Source organism: Pseudazoarcus sp. NS34 (genome assembly GCF_059703725.1).
Genome location: NZ_BAAKIZ010000003.1, coordinates 266,759 through 283,895, shown reverse-complemented (window position 1 = coordinate 283,895; position 17,137 = coordinate 266,759). Strand labels below are relative to the sequence as shown.

Annotated in this window: 18 protein-coding genes; 17 read left to right on the top strand and 1 reads right to left on the bottom strand. The window is 64.3% G+C overall.

Annotated features, from left to right (window positions below; translation table 11 throughout):
* Positions 1-11 precede the first annotated feature (11 nt).
* From AC6H0N_RS11480 to AC6H0N_RS11400, 17 genes are all read left to right on the top strand, one after another.
* Positions 12-560 (top strand): sigma-E factor negative regulatory protein, encoded by a 549-nt coding sequence (locus AC6H0N_RS11480; protein ID WP_497574245.1) that lies wholly within the window; start codon positions 12-14, stop codon positions 558-560.
* Positions 560-1,525 carry a MucB/RseB C-terminal domain-containing protein gene (locus AC6H0N_RS11475; RefSeq protein WP_497574244.1) on the top strand — a complete coding sequence of 322 codons (966 nt, stop codon included), beginning with the start codon at positions 560-562 and terminating at the stop codon, positions 1,523-1,525. Before AC6H0N_RS11480 ends, AC6H0N_RS11475 begins: the two co-directional genes overlap by 1 nt.
* Complete coding sequence (locus AC6H0N_RS11470) at positions 1,522-1,983, top strand: SoxR reducing system RseC family protein (RefSeq protein WP_497574243.1); 462 nt, start codon at positions 1,522-1,524, stop codon at positions 1,981-1,983. Before AC6H0N_RS11475 ends, AC6H0N_RS11470 begins: the two co-directional genes overlap by 4 nt.
* Positions 1,983-3,404 (top strand): Do family serine endopeptidase, encoded by a 1,422-nt coding sequence (locus AC6H0N_RS11465; protein ID WP_497574242.1) that lies wholly within the window; start codon positions 1,983-1,985, stop codon positions 3,402-3,404. Before AC6H0N_RS11470 ends, AC6H0N_RS11465 begins: the two co-directional genes overlap by 1 nt.
* The gene (locus tag AC6H0N_RS11460) at positions 3,401-3,649 is read left to right on the top strand and encodes a glutaredoxin family protein (RefSeq protein ID WP_497574241.1); all 249 of its coding nucleotides are present in this window, start codon (positions 3,401-3,403) and stop codon (positions 3,647-3,649) included. The genes AC6H0N_RS11465 and AC6H0N_RS11460 overlap by 4 nt, the downstream gene beginning before the upstream one ends.
* A 61-nt stretch (positions 3,650-3,710) precedes the next feature.
* A complete protein-coding gene (gene lepA, locus AC6H0N_RS11455; RefSeq protein ID WP_497574240.1) occupies positions 3,711-5,507 on the top strand; it encodes a translation elongation factor 4 in 1,797 nt (598 codons plus the stop codon).
* A gap of 45 nt (positions 5,508-5,552) precedes the next feature.
* On the top strand, positions 5,553-6,341 hold the full coding sequence (gene lepB, locus AC6H0N_RS11450; protein ID WP_497574239.1) for a signal peptidase I: 789 nt from the start codon (positions 5,553-5,555) through the stop codon (positions 6,339-6,341).
* Between the two features lie 47 nt (positions 6,342-6,388).
* Entirely contained in the window at positions 6,389-6,718 is a 330-nt protein-coding gene (locus tag AC6H0N_RS11445; protein WP_497574238.1) for a DUF4845 domain-containing protein, read from the top strand.
* Complete coding sequence (gene rnc, locus AC6H0N_RS11440; protein WP_497574237.1) at positions 6,719-7,396, top strand: ribonuclease III; 678 nt, start codon at positions 6,719-6,721, stop codon at positions 7,394-7,396.
* The gene (era, locus tag AC6H0N_RS11435; protein ID WP_497574236.1) at positions 7,393-8,298 is read left to right on the top strand and encodes a GTPase Era; all 906 of its coding nucleotides are present in this window, start codon (positions 7,393-7,395) and stop codon (positions 8,296-8,298) included. The genes rnc and era overlap by 4 nt, the downstream gene beginning before the upstream one ends.
* 15 nt (positions 8,299-8,313) lie before the next feature.
* Positions 8,314-9,033, top strand: coding sequence for a DNA repair protein RecO (recO, locus tag AC6H0N_RS11430; protein ID WP_497574235.1), 720 nt, complete (start codon positions 8,314-8,316; stop codon positions 9,031-9,033).
* Positions 9,030-9,797, top strand: coding sequence for a pyridoxine 5'-phosphate synthase (locus tag AC6H0N_RS11425; RefSeq protein ID WP_497574234.1), 768 nt, complete (start codon positions 9,030-9,032; stop codon positions 9,795-9,797). The genes recO and AC6H0N_RS11425 overlap by 4 nt, the downstream gene beginning before the upstream one ends.
* On the top strand, positions 9,794-10,174 hold the full coding sequence (gene acpS / locus AC6H0N_RS11420; protein ID WP_497574233.1) for a holo-ACP synthase: 381 nt from the start codon (positions 9,794-9,796) through the stop codon (positions 10,172-10,174). Before AC6H0N_RS11425 ends, acpS begins: the two co-directional genes overlap by 4 nt.
* Positions 10,175-10,177: 3 nt before the next feature.
* Positions 10,178-11,221: a beta-N-acetylhexosaminidase gene (gene nagZ / locus AC6H0N_RS11415; protein WP_497574232.1), complete on the top strand. Its 1,044-nt coding sequence runs from the start codon at positions 10,178-10,180 to the stop codon at positions 11,219-11,221.
* Between the two features lie 5 nt (positions 11,222-11,226).
* Positions 11,227-13,035 carry an excinuclease ABC subunit UvrC gene (gene uvrC / locus AC6H0N_RS11410; RefSeq protein WP_497574231.1) on the top strand — a complete coding sequence of 603 codons (1,809 nt, stop codon included), beginning with the start codon at positions 11,227-11,229 and terminating at the stop codon, positions 13,033-13,035.
* A 22-nt stretch (positions 13,036-13,057) separates the two neighbouring features.
* The gene (gene pgsA, locus AC6H0N_RS11405) at positions 13,058-13,642 is read left to right on the top strand and encodes a CDP-diacylglycerol--glycerol-3-phosphate 3-phosphatidyltransferase (RefSeq protein ID WP_497574230.1); all 585 of its coding nucleotides are present in this window, start codon (positions 13,058-13,060) and stop codon (positions 13,640-13,642) included.
* Between the two features lie 88 nt (positions 13,643-13,730).
* The gene (locus AC6H0N_RS11400; RefSeq protein WP_497574229.1) at positions 13,731-16,478 is read left to right on the top strand and encodes a bifunctional diguanylate cyclase/phosphodiesterase; all 2,748 of its coding nucleotides are present in this window, start codon (positions 13,731-13,733) and stop codon (positions 16,476-16,478) included.
* Between the two features lie 5 nt (positions 16,479-16,483).
* Here the strand turns inward: AC6H0N_RS11400 and AC6H0N_RS11395 are convergent, their stop codons facing one another.
* Positions 16,484-17,023: an NUDIX hydrolase gene (locus AC6H0N_RS11395; protein ID WP_497574228.1), complete on the bottom strand. Its 540-nt coding sequence runs from the start codon at positions 17,021-17,023 to the stop codon at positions 16,484-16,486.
* Between the last annotated feature and the right edge of the window lie 114 nt (positions 17,024-17,137).

Below are 17,137 nucleotides of genomic sequence, written 5' to 3'. Positions count from 1 at the left end.
TGGTGGTACTCATGAAGGAAAGACTCTCCTCACTGCTCGATGGTGACATCGACACCGCCCGTTCCGCGCAGCTCTTCGAGGCACTGCGCAAGGATCGGGATTTGCGCGGCCAGTGGGACGCGTATTGCGTGATCGGGGACGCCCTGCGCGGCGAAGCCGATCATCAGCCGGATTTCGTTTCGCGCGTGATGGCCGGTCTGGACGCTGAGCCGACGGTGCTTGCGCCACCGGCGCGAAGTTCACTGATGTCGTGGACCGGGCGCCCGGCGATGGCCATTGCCGCTTCGGTGATGGGCGTGGCCGCTGTCGGCCTGGTGGCGTTCTCGATGTTTCCGGCCACGCAGCCGGACAGCATTCCCGTGGCTGGCGTCGTGGCTTCGGCACCAGCCGAGCAGGGCGTGTTGAATGCGAGCGGCAATGTTCAGCTCGTCACGACGCTCGGTGAGGGCTCGCACCGCGAATACATGTTCGTGCATCAGGCCATGAGCGGTGGCGGTCCGATTCCAGGGGCTGCGCATTACGTTCGCACTGTCTCCGACGCTCGCGGAGAGCAGCGTTGATGAAGCTGTTTGCCGCTGCGCTGAGTATTGCGCTGACGGTCGCCCAGCCTGCGCTGGCCGGCAACGCCGGTGACCCGCTGGCGTGGCTGGGGCGCATCGCCTCGGCGGCCAGCGAACTGAATTATTCCGGCACCTTCATCTATCAGTCGGGGCCGATTGCCGAAACCTCACGAATCACCCATGTGGTCAACGCCAGCGGTGAGCACGAGCGCCTTGAGGTGCTCGATGGCAGCCCGCGTCAGGTAATCCGCAGCAACGACGAGGTGTGGTGCGTCTTTCCCGACAAGAAGACCGTTATTTCCGATAGCTCCCGCAGCCAGCGCTCGTTCCCGGCGCGTCTGCCAACCGCGTTGAACCGCGTGACGGAGAGCTATGAGGTCAGCAAGGGACGGGTCTCGCGGGTCGCAGGTGTCGACGCCCAGCTGGTAATTCTCAAGCCGCGTGACGATCTGCGTTACGGCCACATGTTGTGGGCAGACGTGAAATCCGGCCTGTTGCTCAAGGCACGCATGGTCGACGAGTCAGGTGCGACGATCGAGCAATTCATGTTCAGTGACGTGCGTATCGGTGAAGGCGTCACCGCCGACACCTCGCGCCCCTCGTTTGCCGGGGATGCTGGCTGGAACATCGTGTCGGCACACGGTTCGACCATCGAAGTGGGAGACAGCGGCTGGCGCCTGACGCGTCCGCTGCCGGGCTATGCGCTTGAATCGGTGATGCGCCGCCCGCTCGGGCGTGAGCAGCGTGACGTGCTGCACATGGTGTTCAGCGATGGCCTGGCCTCCATTTCCGTGTTCATCGAGCCGCTGGGCGAATCAGCCGCCGGCGCTACAGGGCCGATGGCCAGTGGCGCCATCAACATCTATCGGCGGGAAGTGTCGGGACATCTGCTGACCGCGCTCGGCGAGGTGCCGATGCGCGCCCTGCAGGGGCTGGGCGAGGCCATGGAGATGTCTTCCCGATGATCGAGGCGCGTGCGGTCGTGGTCGACGTGGCCAATGGCGTGGCGCGCGTTCGGGTGATCGACCGTCAGGAAGGTTGCGGGCGCTGTGACGAGCCGGGCGGATGCCGTTCGGTCAAGCTCGCGTACTCCATCCGTCCGCCGACCTCGGAGTTTTCCCTTCCCGACACGCTGGGCGTGGCCGTTGGCGACGAAGTGGCCTTGACCTTGCCGGACGGGGCTTCCTTGCGTGGTGCATTGATCAGCTACGGCCTCGGTGCCGTGGCCTTGATTGCCGGCGCAGGGCTGGGGCAGGCGCTTGGCGGTACGGACGGCTGGGCTTTGGGTGGTGCGCTGGTCGGACTGCTGTCTGCCTTCGTGCTCAATCGTGTGTTGCACCGCAGTCGTCGCTGGCGTGGCGGGCTGCGGGTGGAAATGTCCCGCCCGGGCGCCGTGTGCGCGCACGATTTCGGTAAAGCTTGATGAGCGTTCTGCGGATCTGCCTGCGTTCCTTTCTGGTCCTGTTGTGTTCTGCCTGTGTCGCCACCGCGACCGCTGCTGCGAATCTTCCTGATTTCTCTGCCATCGTCGACTCCCAGGGGGCGGCGGTGGTCAATATCAGCACCACCCAGGCGCCTGCCTCGGCGCTGTCGGCGCTGCCTGCCCCGCCGGCCCCGCCCGGATTGGAGGGCAGCGAGGAGTGGATGGAGCTGCTGCGCCGCTTCCTGCCGCAGCTTCCCGAGGTGCCTGAAGACGAAAGCCGCTCTCTTGGCTCCGGCTTCATCATCAGCCATGACGGCTACATCCTCACCAACGCCCACGTGGTGGCGGGTGCAGACGAGATCGTCGTGCGTCTGATCGACAAGCGTGAGTTCAGCGCCAGCGTGGTCGGCACCGATCCGCGCAGCGATGTGGCCGTGATCCGCATCGAGGCGCAGCAGCTTCCGGTGGTGCGCCTCGGTAATCCGGGGCGCCTCAAAGTTGGCGAATGGGTGCTGGCTATCGGTTCCCCGTTCGGCTTTGACCATACCGTTACGGCCGGCATCGTCAGCGCCAAGGGGCGTGCGCTGCCGGACGAGAATTTCGTGCCTTTCATCCAGACCGATGTGGCCATCAACCCGGGCAATTCGGGCGGGCCGCTGTTCAACCTGCGTGGTGAGGTCGTCGGCATCAACGCGCAGATCTACAGCGAGACGGGTGGTTTCATGGGCCTGTCCTTTGCCATTCCGATCGACGTGGCAATGAACGTCTATCAGCAGCTGCGCAAGGATGGCCGCGTGCGACGCGGCCGCATCGGCGTGGCAGTGCAGGAAGTCACCCGCGCATTGGCCGAGAGCTTCGGTCTGACTTCGGTGGATGGCGCGCTGGTCAGCGCGGTCGAGCCGGGGGGGCCGGCCGACCGGGCCGGCGTGAAGGTCGGCGATGTCATCACGCGTTTCGACGGGCGTTCCGTGCCCGGTTCTACCGCCTTGCCGTTGCTCGTTGCAGAGCGCCGTCCCGGCGTGCAAGCGATGCTGAGCCTGGTGCGAGAAGGCAAGCCGATGGAATTGCGCGTGAGCGTGGGTGAATGGAGTGATGCCGCATCTCCCGTTGTTCGCAAGCCTGTCGCGCCGGCGCCCGATCGTCTCGGACTTGCGTTGTCCGAACCCACCGCTGAACAGCGCCGCGAACGCGGGATTGCGCAGGGACTGCTGGTCGAAGGGGTGCAGGGGCCGGCGGCAAGGTCGGAGTTGCAGCCTGGCGATGTCGTCGTCGCCGCAGTGGCCGCAGGGCGCCAGACGTCGCTGGAGTCGGTGGCGCAGTTCGAGCAGATCGTCGCCAAGCTGGCCGATGGTCAGGCACTGACGCTGCTGGTCGAGCGCGGTTCGGGTACTTCCTTTGTCAGCCTGCGGATTGGCAGATGAGTGGCCGTGAGTTCACGGTGCTGAGCCGCGAGTGGTGTCATCTGTGTCACGAGCTGATCGATGCGCTTGCGCCGCTGGCGGCTGAACTGGGCTGGACGGTACGCGTGCTTGATGTCGATGAGGATCCCGTGCTCGAGGCGCGCTGGGACGAGCTGGTGCCGGTGGTGCTGGCTGGCGAGCGCGACCTCTGCCATTACCACCTCGATGAAGCGGCGATCCGTGCTCACGTGCGCGATTTCGGCTAGAATCCGGCGTCCGGTCGTCCAACCGCAACGGGTGTCGTTAGGCACCCTTTTTTATTGACCCATGCAGCATATTCGCAACTTTTCGATCATTGCCCACATCGATCACGGCAAGTCCACGCTGGCCGATCGCCTGATCCAGTTCTGCGGCGGCCTGTCCGACCGCGAAATGGAAGAGCAGGTGCTCGACTCCATGGATCTGGAACGTGAGCGTGGCATCACCATCAAGGCCCAGACCGCGGCGCTGCATTACAAGGCGCGCGACGGCAAGGTCTACAACCTGAACCTCATCGACACGCCGGGCCACGTCGACTTCTCCTACGAAGTCAGCCGTTCGCTCTCGGCCTGCGAGGGCGCGCTGCTGGTGGTCGACGCCTCGCAGGGTGTCGAGGCGCAGACCGTGGCGAACTGCTACACCGCCATCGATCTCGGCGTCGAAGTCGTGCCGGTCCTGAACAAGATCGACCTGCCTGCGGCCGACCCCGAGAACGCGCGCGGCGAGATCGAGGACGTCATCGGCGTCGATGCCTCCGAGGCCATCCTGTGCTCGGCCAAGACCGGCGTCGGCATCGAGGAAGTGCTGGAGGCGGTCATCGCGCGGGTGCCGACTCCAGTGGGCGATCCGGCCGCGCCGCTGAAAGCACTGATCATCGACTCGTGGTTCGACAACTACGTCGGCGTGGTCATGCTGGTGCGTGTCATCGACGGCGTGTTGCGTCCGAAAGACCGCATCCTGCTGATGTCCAACGGAGCGCAGTATCCGTGTGACCAGGTCGGCGTGTTCACGCCGCGTTCGGTCGCGCGCGAGCAGCTCTCGGCGGGCGAGGTGGGTTTCGTCATCGCCGGCATCAAGGAACTGGCGGTAGCCAAGGTCGGCGATACCATCACGCTGGCCAACCGCCCGGCACCGCAGCCCTTGCCCGGCTTCAAGGAAATCAAGCCGCAGGTGTTCGCCGGACTGTATCCGGTGGAATCCTCCGAGTACGACCAGCTGCGCGATTCGCTTGAGAAGCTGCGCCTGAACGACGCCGCGCTGCAGTACGAACCGGAAGTGTCACAGGCGCTGGGCTTCGGCTTCCGCTGCGGCTTCCTGGGCCTGCTGCACATGGACATCGTGCAGGAGCGCCTGGAGCGCGAGTTCGACATGGATCTCATCACCACGGCGCCGACCGTGGTGTACGAAGTGGTGCTCAACAGCGACGAGCTCATTTACGTCGAGAACCCCTCCAAGCTGCCGGAAGTCGGTAAATTTGCCGAGATTCGCGAGCCCCTGATCACGGCCACCATCTTCCTGCCGCAGGACTATGTCGGCCCGGTGATCACGCTGTGCAACCAGAAGCGCGGCGTGCAGATCGACATGCGCTACCACGGCCGTCAGGTGCAGCTGGTCTACGACATGCCGATGAACGAAGTGGTCATGGATTTCTTCGACCGGCTCAAGTCCGTGTCGCGGGGCTATGCCTCGCTGGACTACGAATTCAAGGAATACCGGCCGGCCGATCTGGTCAAGCTCGACCTGATGGTGGGTGGCGAGAAGGTCGATGCGCTGTCGGTCATCGTGCACCGTGCCAGCGCGCAGTATCGCGGTCGCGAACTGGCGACCAAGTTGCGCGGCCTGATCCCTCGCCAGATGTTCGATGTGGCGGTGCAGGCGGCGATCGGCTCCAACATCATCGCCCGCGAGACCATCAAGGCGTTGCGCAAGAACGTGCTGGCCAAGTGCTACGGCGGCGACATCACGCGCAAGAAGAAGCTTCTGGAGAAGCAGAAGGAAGGCAAGAAGCGCATGAAGCAGGTCGGCAACGTCGAGATTCCTCAGGAAGCCTTCCTTGCCGTGCTGCGTACCGACGAGGGCAAGTGAGGGTGCCGCGCGCACCCGCCCGTTTCACCTGCTGATGGAGTCGCCGTGAATTTCGCACTGATCCTGTTCGTGTTGCTCGTGGTGTCGGGCGCGTTGTGGGCTTTTGATCGTTTTCATGCGCGCAAGCAGCGCGCCCAGGGTGAGCCGAACCCCTGGTGGGTCGAATATGGGGCGAGCTTCTTTCCCGTCATTCTGATCGTCTTCTCGCTGCGCTCGTTCGTTGTCGAGCCATTCAAGATTCCGTCCGGGTCGATGATTCCGACCTTGCTGGTCGGCGATTTCATCCTGGTGAACAAATTCACCTATGGCATTCGTCTCCCGGTCATCAACAAGAAGATCGTGTCGCTGGGTGAGCCCAAGCGCGGCGACGTGATGGTGTTCCGTTATCCGCGCAACCCCTCGCTCGACTACATCAAGCGTGTGGTCGGCCTGCCGGGGGATCGCGTTGAGTACATCGACAAGCGCTTGACCATCAACGGCGAGGAAGTTCCGATGGCGCCGGCCGACGATTATCTGCATCCCGAGCGTATGTACTATTCCCCGATGTTTGAGGAGGCGCTGGGTGAGGAGCCGCACGCCGTTCTGATAGAGCGTGACGTGCCGCCGTATGTCAGCAGGGTGGCCGACTTCCCGTATCGCGACCACTGTACCTATACTACGGCCGGGGTGCGTTGCACGGTGCCCGAGGGGCACTACTTCATGATGGGCGACAACCGCGACGGAAGCAGCGACAGTCGCGAGTGGGGCTTCGTACCCGAGGAGAACATCGTCGGCCGTGCCTTCTTCATCTGGTTCAACTTCGGCGACATGAAGCGCATAGGAGGATTTCACTGATGGCGACGAACAGATCCGCTTCGCGACGCGCCCAGGGCGGTCTCTCCTTGATCGGCACGCTGATCGTCGGTTGTTTGCTGGCGTTTCTCCTGTTCATCGGGTTCCGCAGCATTCCTGTGTTCAATGAGTACTTCGCGCTCAAGCGCGTCGTGAACGTGCTTGCTACGCAGGGGACAGGCGGGGCGACACCGGCTGATCTGCGCCGCAGTTTCGAACGCTTCGCCTACACCGACGATATCTCCAGCGTGCGTGGTACCGATTTGCGCATCACCCGTGCCGGCGGGGCTACGGTGGTCGAGACCGCATATGAACGCACGGTGCCGATCGCCGGCAATGTCAGCCTGCTGTTCGAATTCTCTGTGTCATCGAGCCGCTGAGTGCGCCCGCAGCTTGGCCTGCTCCAGCGTAAGCTGGGGCACGATTTTTCCGACGTCGCGTTGCTCGAAGAAGCGTTGACCCATCGTAGCTTTGGCCTGCCCAACAACGAGCGGCTGGAATTTCTCGGTGACAGCGTCCTGAACTGCGTCATCTCGATTGCGCTGTGCGCGCGGTTTGGTGATCTGCGCGAGGGCGAACTGTCGCGTCTGCGTGCTTCGTTAGTGCGGCAGGAAGGCCTGCACCGCGTGGCCCTGGAACTGGACCTCGGCGAGGCGTTGCGGCTCGGCGAAGGCGAGATGAAGAGCGGCGGCTTCCGTCGCCCGTCAATTCTGGCTGATGCCCTCGAGGCCATCTTCGCTGCGGTCTATCTTGACGCCGGTTTTGAGGCTGCGCGCGCGGTGATCGACCGGCTGTATGCGTCAGCAATTGCCGAAATTGATCCGGCCATTGCGCTGAAAGACCCCAAGACCGCGTTGCAGGAATACCTGCAGGCGCGCAAGCTGGCATTGCCGGCGTATGAAACCGTGCGTGTACTGGGCGAAGCCCACTCGCAGGAATTCGAGGTGCGCTGCGCGGTTGATACGCTCGGCGTGTCTGCTACCGGGCGCGGCGCAAGCCGACGTGCGGCCGAACAACAGGCTGCAGAGCGTACTCTGGTGGCCCTGAGGGAACGATGAGCGAAGTACACGAAGATTCCACCCCCTTCCGCACTGGCTTTGTCGCCATTGTCGGTCGGCCCAACGTCGGCAAGTCCACGCTGTTGAATCAGCTGATCGGCCAGAAGATCAGCATTGTCTCGCGCAAGGCGCAGACCACCCGGCATCGCGTCACCGGCATCCGCAGTGACGAGCACGCGCAGTTCATTTTCGTCGACACGCCGGGCTTCCAGACGCGCCACCGCAACGCGCTCAACCGCACGATGAACCGCAGCGTTACGCAGGCGCTGGGCGATGTCGACGCGGTGTTCTTCGTGATCGAAGCCGGCCGCTTCGGTGATGACGATCGCAAAGTGCTCGGCCTGCTGCCGGACGACGCGAAGGTGCTGCTCGTCATCAACAAGATCGACCGCCTCAAGGACAAGAAGGCGTTGCTGCCCTTCATCCAGCAGATGAGCGAGTTGCGCGATTTTGCCGCCATCGTGCCGCTTTCGGCTGAGCGCGGAAACAACGTCGACAGTCTGGTGTCCGCCACCTTGCCCTTGCTGCCCGAAGGTGCGCCGGTGTTCGAGCAAGACGACATCACCGACCGCAGCGAGCGCTTTCTCGCATCGGAATTCCTGCGCGAAAAGCTCTTCCGCCTGCTGGGCGACGAATTGCCGTATGGCATCGCCGTCGAGATCGAGAAGTTCGAGACCGAAGGCAACCTGCGCCGCATCTTTGCCGCCGTCGTCGTCGATCGCGACAGCCACAAGGGCATGGTCATCGGCAAGAACGGTGAGCAGCTCAAGCGCATCTCCTCCGAGGCGCGCGTCGAACTGGAAAAACTCTTCGACGCCCGCGTCTATCTTGAAGTGTGGGTCAAGGTGAAGAGCGGCTGGGCCGATGACGAGCGCGCGCTCAAGAGCCTCGGCTACGAATAGCCTCCGGGTGTTCCCGTGAACCCCAAGCAACGCATCGATCAGCAACCCGCTTTCGTCCTGCATACGCGTCCGTGGCGCGAGACGAGCTTGGTCGTCGAGCTGCTCACGCGCGACTACGGCCGCGTGGCGGTCGTTGCGAAGGGCGCGAGGCGCCCGCATTCGGCTCTGCGCAGCGTGTTGATGGGCTTCCAGTCGCTGGCGGCGGACTGGTCCGGCGGCGGCGAGGTCAAGACCCTCATTCGCGCGGAGCGGGCCGGCTTCCAGCCCTTGCTCGGCGGTGAGGCTTTGCTGTGTGGTTATTACCTCAATGAACTCGTGGTGCACCTCTCGGCGCGCGAAGACCCGCATCCCGGACTGTTTGAAGCCTATGTCGCGGCCGTCACTGCGCTGGCCGACAAGGCCACTGCTGCGCCGGTGCTGCGCCGCTTCGAGTTGGCGCTGCTTCGCGAGCTGGGCTATGGCGTTGAGCTGGAGGGCGAAGCCGACGGCGGCCCGCCTATCGCGGCCGACCAGCGCTACGCCTATATAATCGAACGCGGTCCGGTGCGCGGCACGGCGCGTGGCGAGGGAGTGTCGGTGAGCGGGCAGACCCTGCTCGCGCTGGCGCAGGACGACTTCTCCGCGGCGCAGACCCTGAGCGAGAGCAAAGCGCTGCTGCGCATGCTGATCAACCACCATCTGGGCGGACGCGACCTGCAGTCGCGCCGCGTATTCAAGGAGTTGCAGGAGCTGTGATCGAACTCGGCGTCAACATTGACCACGTCGCGACCTTGCGTCAGGCGCGCCGTACCTGGGAGCCGGACCCGCAATGGGCCGCCGTCGACGCCCATCTGGGCGGGGCCGACGGCATCACCGTGCATCTGCGCGAAGACCGTCGCCACATCCAGGATGCCGACGTGCGGCGTCTGGCTGAACTCACGCAGATCAAGCTCAACCTCGAGATGGCTGCCACCGATGCGATGGTCGGCTTCGCCTGCGAACTCAAGCCGCAGATGGCGATGCTGGTGCCGGAAGGGCGGCAGGAAGTCACCACCGAAGGCGGGCTGGACGTGCTCGCCGACGAATCCCGCTTGCGTGATGTGGTGGCGCGGCTGACCGAAGCCGGCATCGTCACCAGCGTGTTCATCGACGCCATTCCCGAACAAATCGAGGCCGCTGCGCGTATAGGCGCGAAGGTGTGCGAGGTGCACACCGGCCCCTATGCCCATACCTTTCACGACGCTGGGCGCGATGCCGACTCGCCGGGTGTGCTGGCCGAACTCGCCAAGCTGCGGGTGGCGGGTGAAACCATCTGCGCGCTGGGCATGCGCTTCAACGCCGGTCACGCGCTGAACTACTACAACGTGCAGCCGGTGGCGCGCCTGGCTGGCGTGCGCGAACTGCACATCGGTCACGCCATCGTCAGCCGCTCGGTGTTCGTCGGCCTGCGCGAGGCGGTGCGTGAGATGAAGCGCCTCATGCGCGAGGCCGCCGCCCAGCCGAAAGGAGGCGCGCAATGATCCACGGAATCGGCGCCGATATCGTCCGCATCCCGCGCATGGGTACGGTGCTCACCAAATACGGCGAGCGCTTCGCCAATCGCATTCTTGCGCCCGACGAGCGCGCGGCGTTTGCTGCGCGCAACGATCCGGACCGCTTCCTCGCCAAGCGCTTCGCCGCCAAGGAGGCTTTCGGCAAGGCGCTCGGCACCGGCGTCGCGGCCCCGGCCACGCTGCATGCGGTGATCGTCGATCATGATCCGCTCGGCAAGCCGATCTTCCGCTTCGGTTCGGAACTGGCTGCGCACATGGCGCAGCAAGGCCTGCACGCCCACCTCACCCTGACCGACGAGACCGACTACGTCGTGGCCTTCGTCGTACTTGAGCGGCAGGGCTGAAGCATGGACGTCACGCATTTGCCGCGCGGCCCGGTGTTCGTCGATGTCGCCGGCTGTGAGCTGACGGACGCCGAGCGCGAGCGCCTGCGCCATCCGCTGGTGGGCGGCGTGATCCTGTTCGCGCGAAATTTTCGCGACGCTGAAACCCTCTCCGCACTGAACGCCGAAATTCACGCGCTGCGCGAGCCGGCGCTGATCATCGCGGTTGATCACGAGGGCGGGCGCGTGCAGCGTTTCCGCACCGATGGCTTCACGCATCTGCCGGCGATGCGGGTGCTTGGCAGGCTGTGGGACGAAGATCACGTCGCGGCGCTGGACGCCGCGCGCGCCGCCGGTTTCGTGCTGGCCGCCGAATTGCTTGCGCACGGCGTGGATCTTTCCTTCACGCCGGTGCTGGATCTGGATTACGGCGGCAGCCGGGTGATCGGTGAGCGCGCTTTCCACCGCGATCCGCAGGCCGTCGCCTCGCTCGCTTCGGCCTTGATCGCCGGCCTGCGCGAAGCCGGCATGGGTTGCGTGGGCAAGCATTTTCCTGGGCATGGCTTTGTCGAGGCCGATTCGCACGTCGAGATTCCGGTCGATGAGCGTGACTTCGAGGCAGTGTGGGCCGAGGATATTGCGCCGTATCGCCACCGTTTGGCGAAACAGCTGTCCGGCGTGATGCCGGCGCACGTGATCTTCGAACACATCGACCCCCAGCCGGCGGGCTTTTCGCCCTTCTGGCTGCAGGACGTACTGCGCGGCCGGCTGGGCTTTCAGGGCGTGATCTTCAGCGACGACCTGACCATGGAGGGGGCCACCGTGGTCGGCGACATCGTTGCGCGCGCCTCGGCCGCGTTCGAGGCCGGCTGCGACATGGTGTTGGTATGCAACCGCCCCGATCTGGCTGACGATCTGCTCGCGCGCTGGAGCCCGGCGGTCTCGGCCGAAACCATGGCGCGTATCGCTGCGCTGGCGGCTGAGCCGCGCTTTGCCGACCCGTTGGCGCTACAGCTGGCCGCGCCGTATCACGCTGCGCGGGAGCAGGTCACCGCGCTGCAGGCCTGATCGCGATGAGCGAAGTCACCCTGTTTGATGCGCGTGCATTCCTGAAGACGGTTCCCGAGGAGCCGGGCGTCTACCGCATGATTGGTGCCGACGACAAGGTGCTCTACGTCGGCAAAGCCAAGAATCTGAAGAAGCGCGTCGCCAACTATTTTCAGCGCACGCAGCCGAGCCCGCGCATCGCGATGATGGTGGCGCAGATCGTGCGCGTTGACATCACGCCCACGCGCTCCGAGGCCGAGGCGCTGATCCTCGAAAACAACCTCATCAAGAAGCTGGCGCCGCGCTACAACATCCTGTTCCGCGACGACAAGAGTTACCCCTACATCTGTCTCACCGGCGACGCGATTCCGCGCCTGGCCTATCACCGTGGCGGCTTTGCCAAGGGGGCACGCTACTTCGGCCCGTTCCCGAACGGCAGCGCGGCTCGCGAGAGTATCCACCTGCTGCAGAAGATCTTTCGGCTGCGCACCTGCGAAAACGCGGTGTTCCACAACCGCTCGCGCCCCTGCCTGCTGCACCAGATCAAGCGTTGCACGGCGCCGTGTGTCGGGCTGATCTCGGAAGCCGATTACGCCAAGGATGTGAAGCTCGCAGCACGCTTTCTTGATGGACGCACCAACGAAGTCATCGATGACCTCGGTGCGCGCATGAACGCTGCCGCCGAGCAGCTGGCCTTCGAGGAGGCGGCTGCCTGCCGCGACCAGATCCGCTCGCTGCAATCGGTGCTGCACCGTCAGTTCGTCGACAGTGGCCGCGACGAGGATGTTGATATTGTTGCGGCGGCCGAGGAGGGCGGGGTGGTGTGCGTCAATCTGGCGATGGTGCGCGGCGGGCGGCATCTCGGCGACCGACCGCTGTTCCCGAGCAATGCCGCGGGTTGCAGCCCCGACGATGTGCTGCTGGCGTTTGTCGAGCAGCACTACCGCGAGCATCCGATGCCGACGCGCATCGTTGTCGCGCAAGGCGTGGACGCCGTGCGCGCGACACTCGCCGAAGTCAGCGAAAGCCCCTCCGGAGTGGTCGCGCCGCGTTCGCCAGCCGAGAAGGCGTGGATGGAGATGGCGCGCGGCAACGCGCACACCGCAATTCGCGCGCGACTGCAGGACGCCGGGCGCATCGGCTCGCGGCTTGAAGCGTTGCGCGAGGCGCTTGATCTGCCCGAAGCACCGGCGCGCATCGAGTGCTTCGACATCAGTCACACCATGGGCGAGGCCACAGTGGCCTCGTGCGTGGTGTGTGTGGACGGCGCGATGAAGAATTCCGAGTACCGCCGCTACAACATCGCCGGCATCACCGGTGGCGACGACTTCGCGGCCATGCGCCAGGTGCTCGAACGCCGCTACGGCAAGCTGGTCGAGGGCGACGGTGTGCTGCCCGACCTGATCCTGATCGACGGCGGCAAGGGCCAGGTCAGTGCGGCCTTCGGGGTGTTGTCCGACATCGGGCTGGAGTCGGTCGCGATGCTCGGCGTGGCCAAGGGCGAGGGCCGCAAGCCTGGCCTTGAAACGTTGATCTTCGCCGATGGACGCGAGCCGCTCAATCTGGCGTCCGACGCCCAGGCCTTGCACCTGATCCAGGAGATTCGCGATGAAGCGCACCGCTTTGCCATTACCGGCCATCGTGCGCGGCGCGGCAAGGCGCGTATCGGCTCGAAGCTCGACGACATTCCGGGCGTCGGCCCAACGCGTCGGCGCAAGCTGATCGAGGCTTTCGGCGGGCTGGACGGGGTGCGTGCAGCCGGTGTCGAGGATCTGTGCCGTGTGGACGGCGTCAGTCGCAAGCTGGCTGAGCAGATATACTCGTCGCTGCGCTGAAGCCCCTCCGGAACTTACGTCAATGCACTTCAATATCCCGAACACGCTGACACTGATGCGGATCGCCGTGATCCCGCTGTTTGTCGGCGTGTTCTACCTGCCTTCGCACTGGCTTTCCGATGTGCAGATGAACCTCATCGCCACGGTGCTGTTCGTGCTGGCGGCGATCACCGACTGGCTGGATGGCTATCTCGCCCGCACGCTGGGCCAGACCTCGGCCTTCGGGGCCTTTCTCGACCCGGTGGCGGACAAGCTGATGGTGGCCGCCGCGCTGATCCTGCTGGTGCAGCTGGGGCGCGCCGACGCAGTGGTGGCGGTGATCATCATCGGCCGCGAGATCACCATCTCGGCACTGCGTGAGTGGATGGCGCGGATCGGCCAGTCGGCCAGCGTGGCGGTGGCCACGGTCGGAAAGTTCAAGACGGCCGCACAGATGACGGCGATCCCGCTGTTGCTCTATCACGAGAACCTGTTCGGATTGCCGGTGGCACTGCTCGGCGAGGTGTTGATCTACGTCGCGGCGGCGCTGACCTTGTGGTCGATGGGCTATTACCTGCACCGCGCCTTGCCGTTGCTCGCGCGGCATGACCGCGCCGGGCGAGACTGACGGCGCTGCTTGCGGTTATCACGGTTGTATTGAACTGTGCCGGGTCTTATAAACGACCACAGTAGGGTAATTGCGGCGGGCCCGTCCGGTGAATCTGAAAACCAAATCCTCGCTTGCCGTTGTAGGCCTGTTGCTGGTCGTATTCGGCGTCGGCATGGTGATCCAGGATTACCTCGTCCGCAATTCGCTGCAGAAGACCATTGCCGACCAGCAGTACGCGCTGGTGTCGCGTTTTGCAGCCGAGGTCTCGGGGCGGGTTGAAGTCAGTCTCGGCACGCTCAAGCGCGTGGCCTCCGGGATGGACTTCCGTCACACCAGCGATGCCGACCGCTTGCGCAACTACCTGCATGACAACCAGGGTGCGCTGGCGCTGTTTGAAGCGCTGATCATCGTCAGTCCGAACCTGACCGTGCTGGCTGACAATCCGACCCGGCAAGGGCGTGTCGGCGCGGACGTCTCTTCGCTGGCGCACCTGCGTCGCGTCATCGACACCGGCCTGCCGGTGGTGTCGCGTCCCTTTGTCGGGGTGGTCACGGGTCAGCCGCTGCTGGCCATGTCGGTGCCGGTGTATGACTCGGTCGGCAATCTCATCGCCATCGTTTCCGGCACGCTCGATATTCTCAGCCCCGCCTTCCTCGGTGGCATCAACCGCGGGCATTCCGAACAGCACGGCGAGTTCGTGCTGACCACCCGCGACCGCACCACCATCGTTGGCGACACGTCCCGTCTGATGCTGTCGAGCTATGCGGAGCCGGGTGTAATGCCTGTGTATGACCGCGCCGTGGACGGCTGGGAAGGCACCGATCAGGGGGTCGATCCGGCCGGGCGTCGCATGCTCATGAGTTTCCGTACGGTCGAGCAACTGGACTGGGTCGCCGGCGTGGTGTTGCCGGTCGAGGAGGCCTTTGCGCCGATCGTGCGCTCGCAGCGTGTCGCGATGCTGCTCCTGCTGGTGGCTTCGGTGCTGGTCGGCTTCCTGGTGTGGTTTGCGATGCGCGGCTTTCTGCGACCGCTGTTCGCCTTGCGTGACAACGTCGTGGCCTTGCGCAGCGACCCCAGTCGCGTGCATGAGCTGCCAGTCGGTGAGGGCGAGGTTGGCGAAGTGGCGGGAGATTTCTACCGCCTGTTCGAGGATCTGTCGCGCTCACGCGAAGAAAGCGTGGCGCGTGCCGAGGAACTGCAGTCGGTACTCGACGCGAGTCCGATCGCCATCGTGATGCTGCGCGAGCATCGCGTTCAATTGGCCAACCCGGCCTTCGAGCGCATGTTTGCCTGCGCCGCCGCAGACGCCATGGATCGAACGCTGGAGGCGTATTTCGAAGACCACCCGGCCTTCATCGAAATGAGCCGCCGCATCGAGAACGGGCTTGAGGAGGCGCGTGTACTGCGTTTCGAGCAGCGCTTCGTCGACAGCCGTGGCCAGTGGTTCTGGGCCAACGTCTATGTGCGCGCGCTGGATCCGACGCGGCCCGAGAAAGGCCCGGTGATGCTGATCGAGGATATCAGCGAGCAAAAGCTCAGCGAGGAGCGCATCCGCCATCTCGCCGAGCACGACCCGCTGACCGATCTCCCCAACCGCATGCTGTTCAACGACCGCGCCAACCAGGCTTTGACCCGTTGCCGTCGCGAGGGCCGCCGGTTCGCGCTGCTGTTCGTCGATCTGGATCGTTTCAAGAACATCAATGACACCCTAGGGCATCACATTGGCGATCAGTTGTTGCGGGTGGTGGCGGGGCGCATCGTCGCCTGCGTGCGTGAAAGCGATACGGTCAGCCGCCCCGGCGGGGACGAGTTCACGCTGCTGCTGTCGGAGATCGGTGATCCTGAAGACGCTGCGCGCGTCGCCGATAAGCTCATCAGCTCCTTGGCCGAGCCCTGCCACATCTCGGGGCGACAGCTGCTGGTGACAGCCAGTATCGGCATCAGTCTGTACCCCGAGGATGGCGACGACATTGCAACGCTGATGCGTAACGCAGATTCGGCGATGTACCACAGCAAGGATTCGGGCCGGAACACCTATCACTACTTCCACGTCGAGATGAACGAGCGGGTGTTCGAACGCATGCTGCTCGAAAGCGCCTTGCGCAATGCGCTCGATGCCGACGCCTTCGAGTTGTATTACCAGCCGCAGTTCGACGGCGTGACGCGGCGCATGATCGGCGCCGAAGCGCTGCTGCGCTGGCGTGATCAGGACGGCACGCTGGTGCCGCCGGCACGTTTCATTCCGGTCGCAGAAGAGGCGGGCTTGATTCTGCCGATCGGCCAGTGGGTGCTTGAACAGGTGTGTCGCCAGTTGCGTGAGTGGAGCGATGCCGGCCTGCCGGCACTGACCGTGGCCGTAAATATTTCCGCCCAGCAATTTCGTCAGCCGCGCTTTGTCGAGTCTCTGCGGCAAGCCATCGCCAGCAGCGGCGTGTCGGCCGAATGCCTGGAGCTTGAACTGACCGAACGCGTGATGCTGGAGGCGGCCGAGCGCAACATTGCAGTGCTCGACGAGGTTCGGCGCATGGGCGTGCGGGTGTCGATCGACGACTTCGGTACGGGCTATTCGTCGCTGTCCTACCTCAAGCGGTTGCCGATCGACGCCTTGAAGATCGACCAGACTTTTGTGCGTGATGTGGTTACCGACCCTGACGACGCGGCCATCGTCGATGCCATCATCGGGTTGGCGCGCAACCTGCGCTTGCAGGTCATCGCAGAAGGGGTCGAGAACGAAGAGCAACTCGATTTCCTGCAACGCGCGGGTTGTCGGCACATGCAGGGCTTTCTTTTTGCGCCGGCGCTGCCGGTGGGCGATTTCGAGCGTCTGTGGCGCGACAGCTTCGTCACGCCTTGAGTCGGTCAGCCGCCGGCCGGCCGAAGGTCGCAACAATGCAGCTCGAAGCGTCCCGCGCGCCGGTTTGCAAAGTAATGACGCAGGGTGACTTCGATGGTGCGAAAGGCCAGTGAATCCCAAGGGATCTCGTGTTCGGCGAACAGGCCGACCTCAAGTGACTCTTCGCCCGCCGCGAACTCCGGTACGGGTAGGCTGGCGCGATACATGAGGTGCACCTGGTCGATGTGCGGAATGCTGATGAGGGTGAGCAGATCGCCCACTTCGACCTTCGCACAGGCTTCCTCCAGGGTTTCGCGGGCAGCGCCCTCGGCGGTGCTTTCACCGTTTTCCATGAAGCCGGCGGGCAGCGTCCAGAAACCGTGGCGAGGTTCGATCGCCCGGCGACACAGCAGGATGCGTTCGTCGTATTCTGTGACGGTGCCAACGACCAGCTTGGGGTTCGAGTAATGGATGCTGCCGCAGTCACCGCAGATATGGCGCGGCAGACTGTCACCGGTCGGAATGCGCAGGCTCACGCCGGCGCCGCAATGTGAGCAGAAATTCATTTTGAATCTATAGGATACGGGCGTTCCCGATTTTAGCCCCTGACTGCGCCGATTTGAGCGTAGTGGGTGCAAGCTCAGGATAATCGGCTAGAGTCACTGCCAGAGTGTCCCGCG

Coding starts and splice junctions, on each gene's coding strand:
- AC6H0N_RS11480 (WP_497574245.1), top strand. CDS start 12: ATGAAGGAAAGACTCTCCTCACTGCTCGATGGTGACATCGACACCGCC.
- AC6H0N_RS11475 (WP_497574244.1), top strand. CDS start 560: ATGAAGCTGTTTGCCGCTGCGCTGAGTATTGCGCTGACGGTCGCCCAG.
- AC6H0N_RS11470 (WP_497574243.1), top strand. CDS start 1,522: ATGATCGAGGCGCGTGCGGTCGTGGTCGACGTGGCCAATGGCGTGGCG.
- AC6H0N_RS11465 (WP_497574242.1), top strand. CDS start 1,983: ATGAGCGTTCTGCGGATCTGCCTGCGTTCCTTTCTGGTCCTGTTGTGT.
- AC6H0N_RS11460 (WP_497574241.1), top strand. CDS start 3,401: ATGAGTGGCCGTGAGTTCACGGTGCTGAGCCGCGAGTGGTGTCATCTG.
- lepA (WP_497574240.1), top strand. CDS start 3,711: ATGCAGCATATTCGCAACTTTTCGATCATTGCCCACATCGATCACGGC.
- era (WP_497574236.1), top strand. CDS start 7,393: ATGAGCGAAGTACACGAAGATTCCACCCCCTTCCGCACTGGCTTTGTC.
- acpS (WP_497574233.1), top strand. CDS start 9,794: ATGATCCACGGAATCGGCGCCGATATCGTCCGCATCCCGCGCATGGGT.
- nagZ (WP_497574232.1), top strand. CDS start 10,178: ATGGACGTCACGCATTTGCCGCGCGGCCCGGTGTTCGTCGATGTCGCC.
- uvrC (WP_497574231.1), top strand. CDS start 11,227: ATGAGCGAAGTCACCCTGTTTGATGCGCGTGCATTCCTGAAGACGGTT.
- pgsA (WP_497574230.1), top strand. CDS start 13,058: ATGCACTTCAATATCCCGAACACGCTGACACTGATGCGGATCGCCGTG.
- AC6H0N_RS11395 (WP_497574228.1), bottom strand. CDS start 17,023: ATGAATTTCTGCTCACATTGCGGCGCCGGCGTGAGCCTGCGCATTCCG.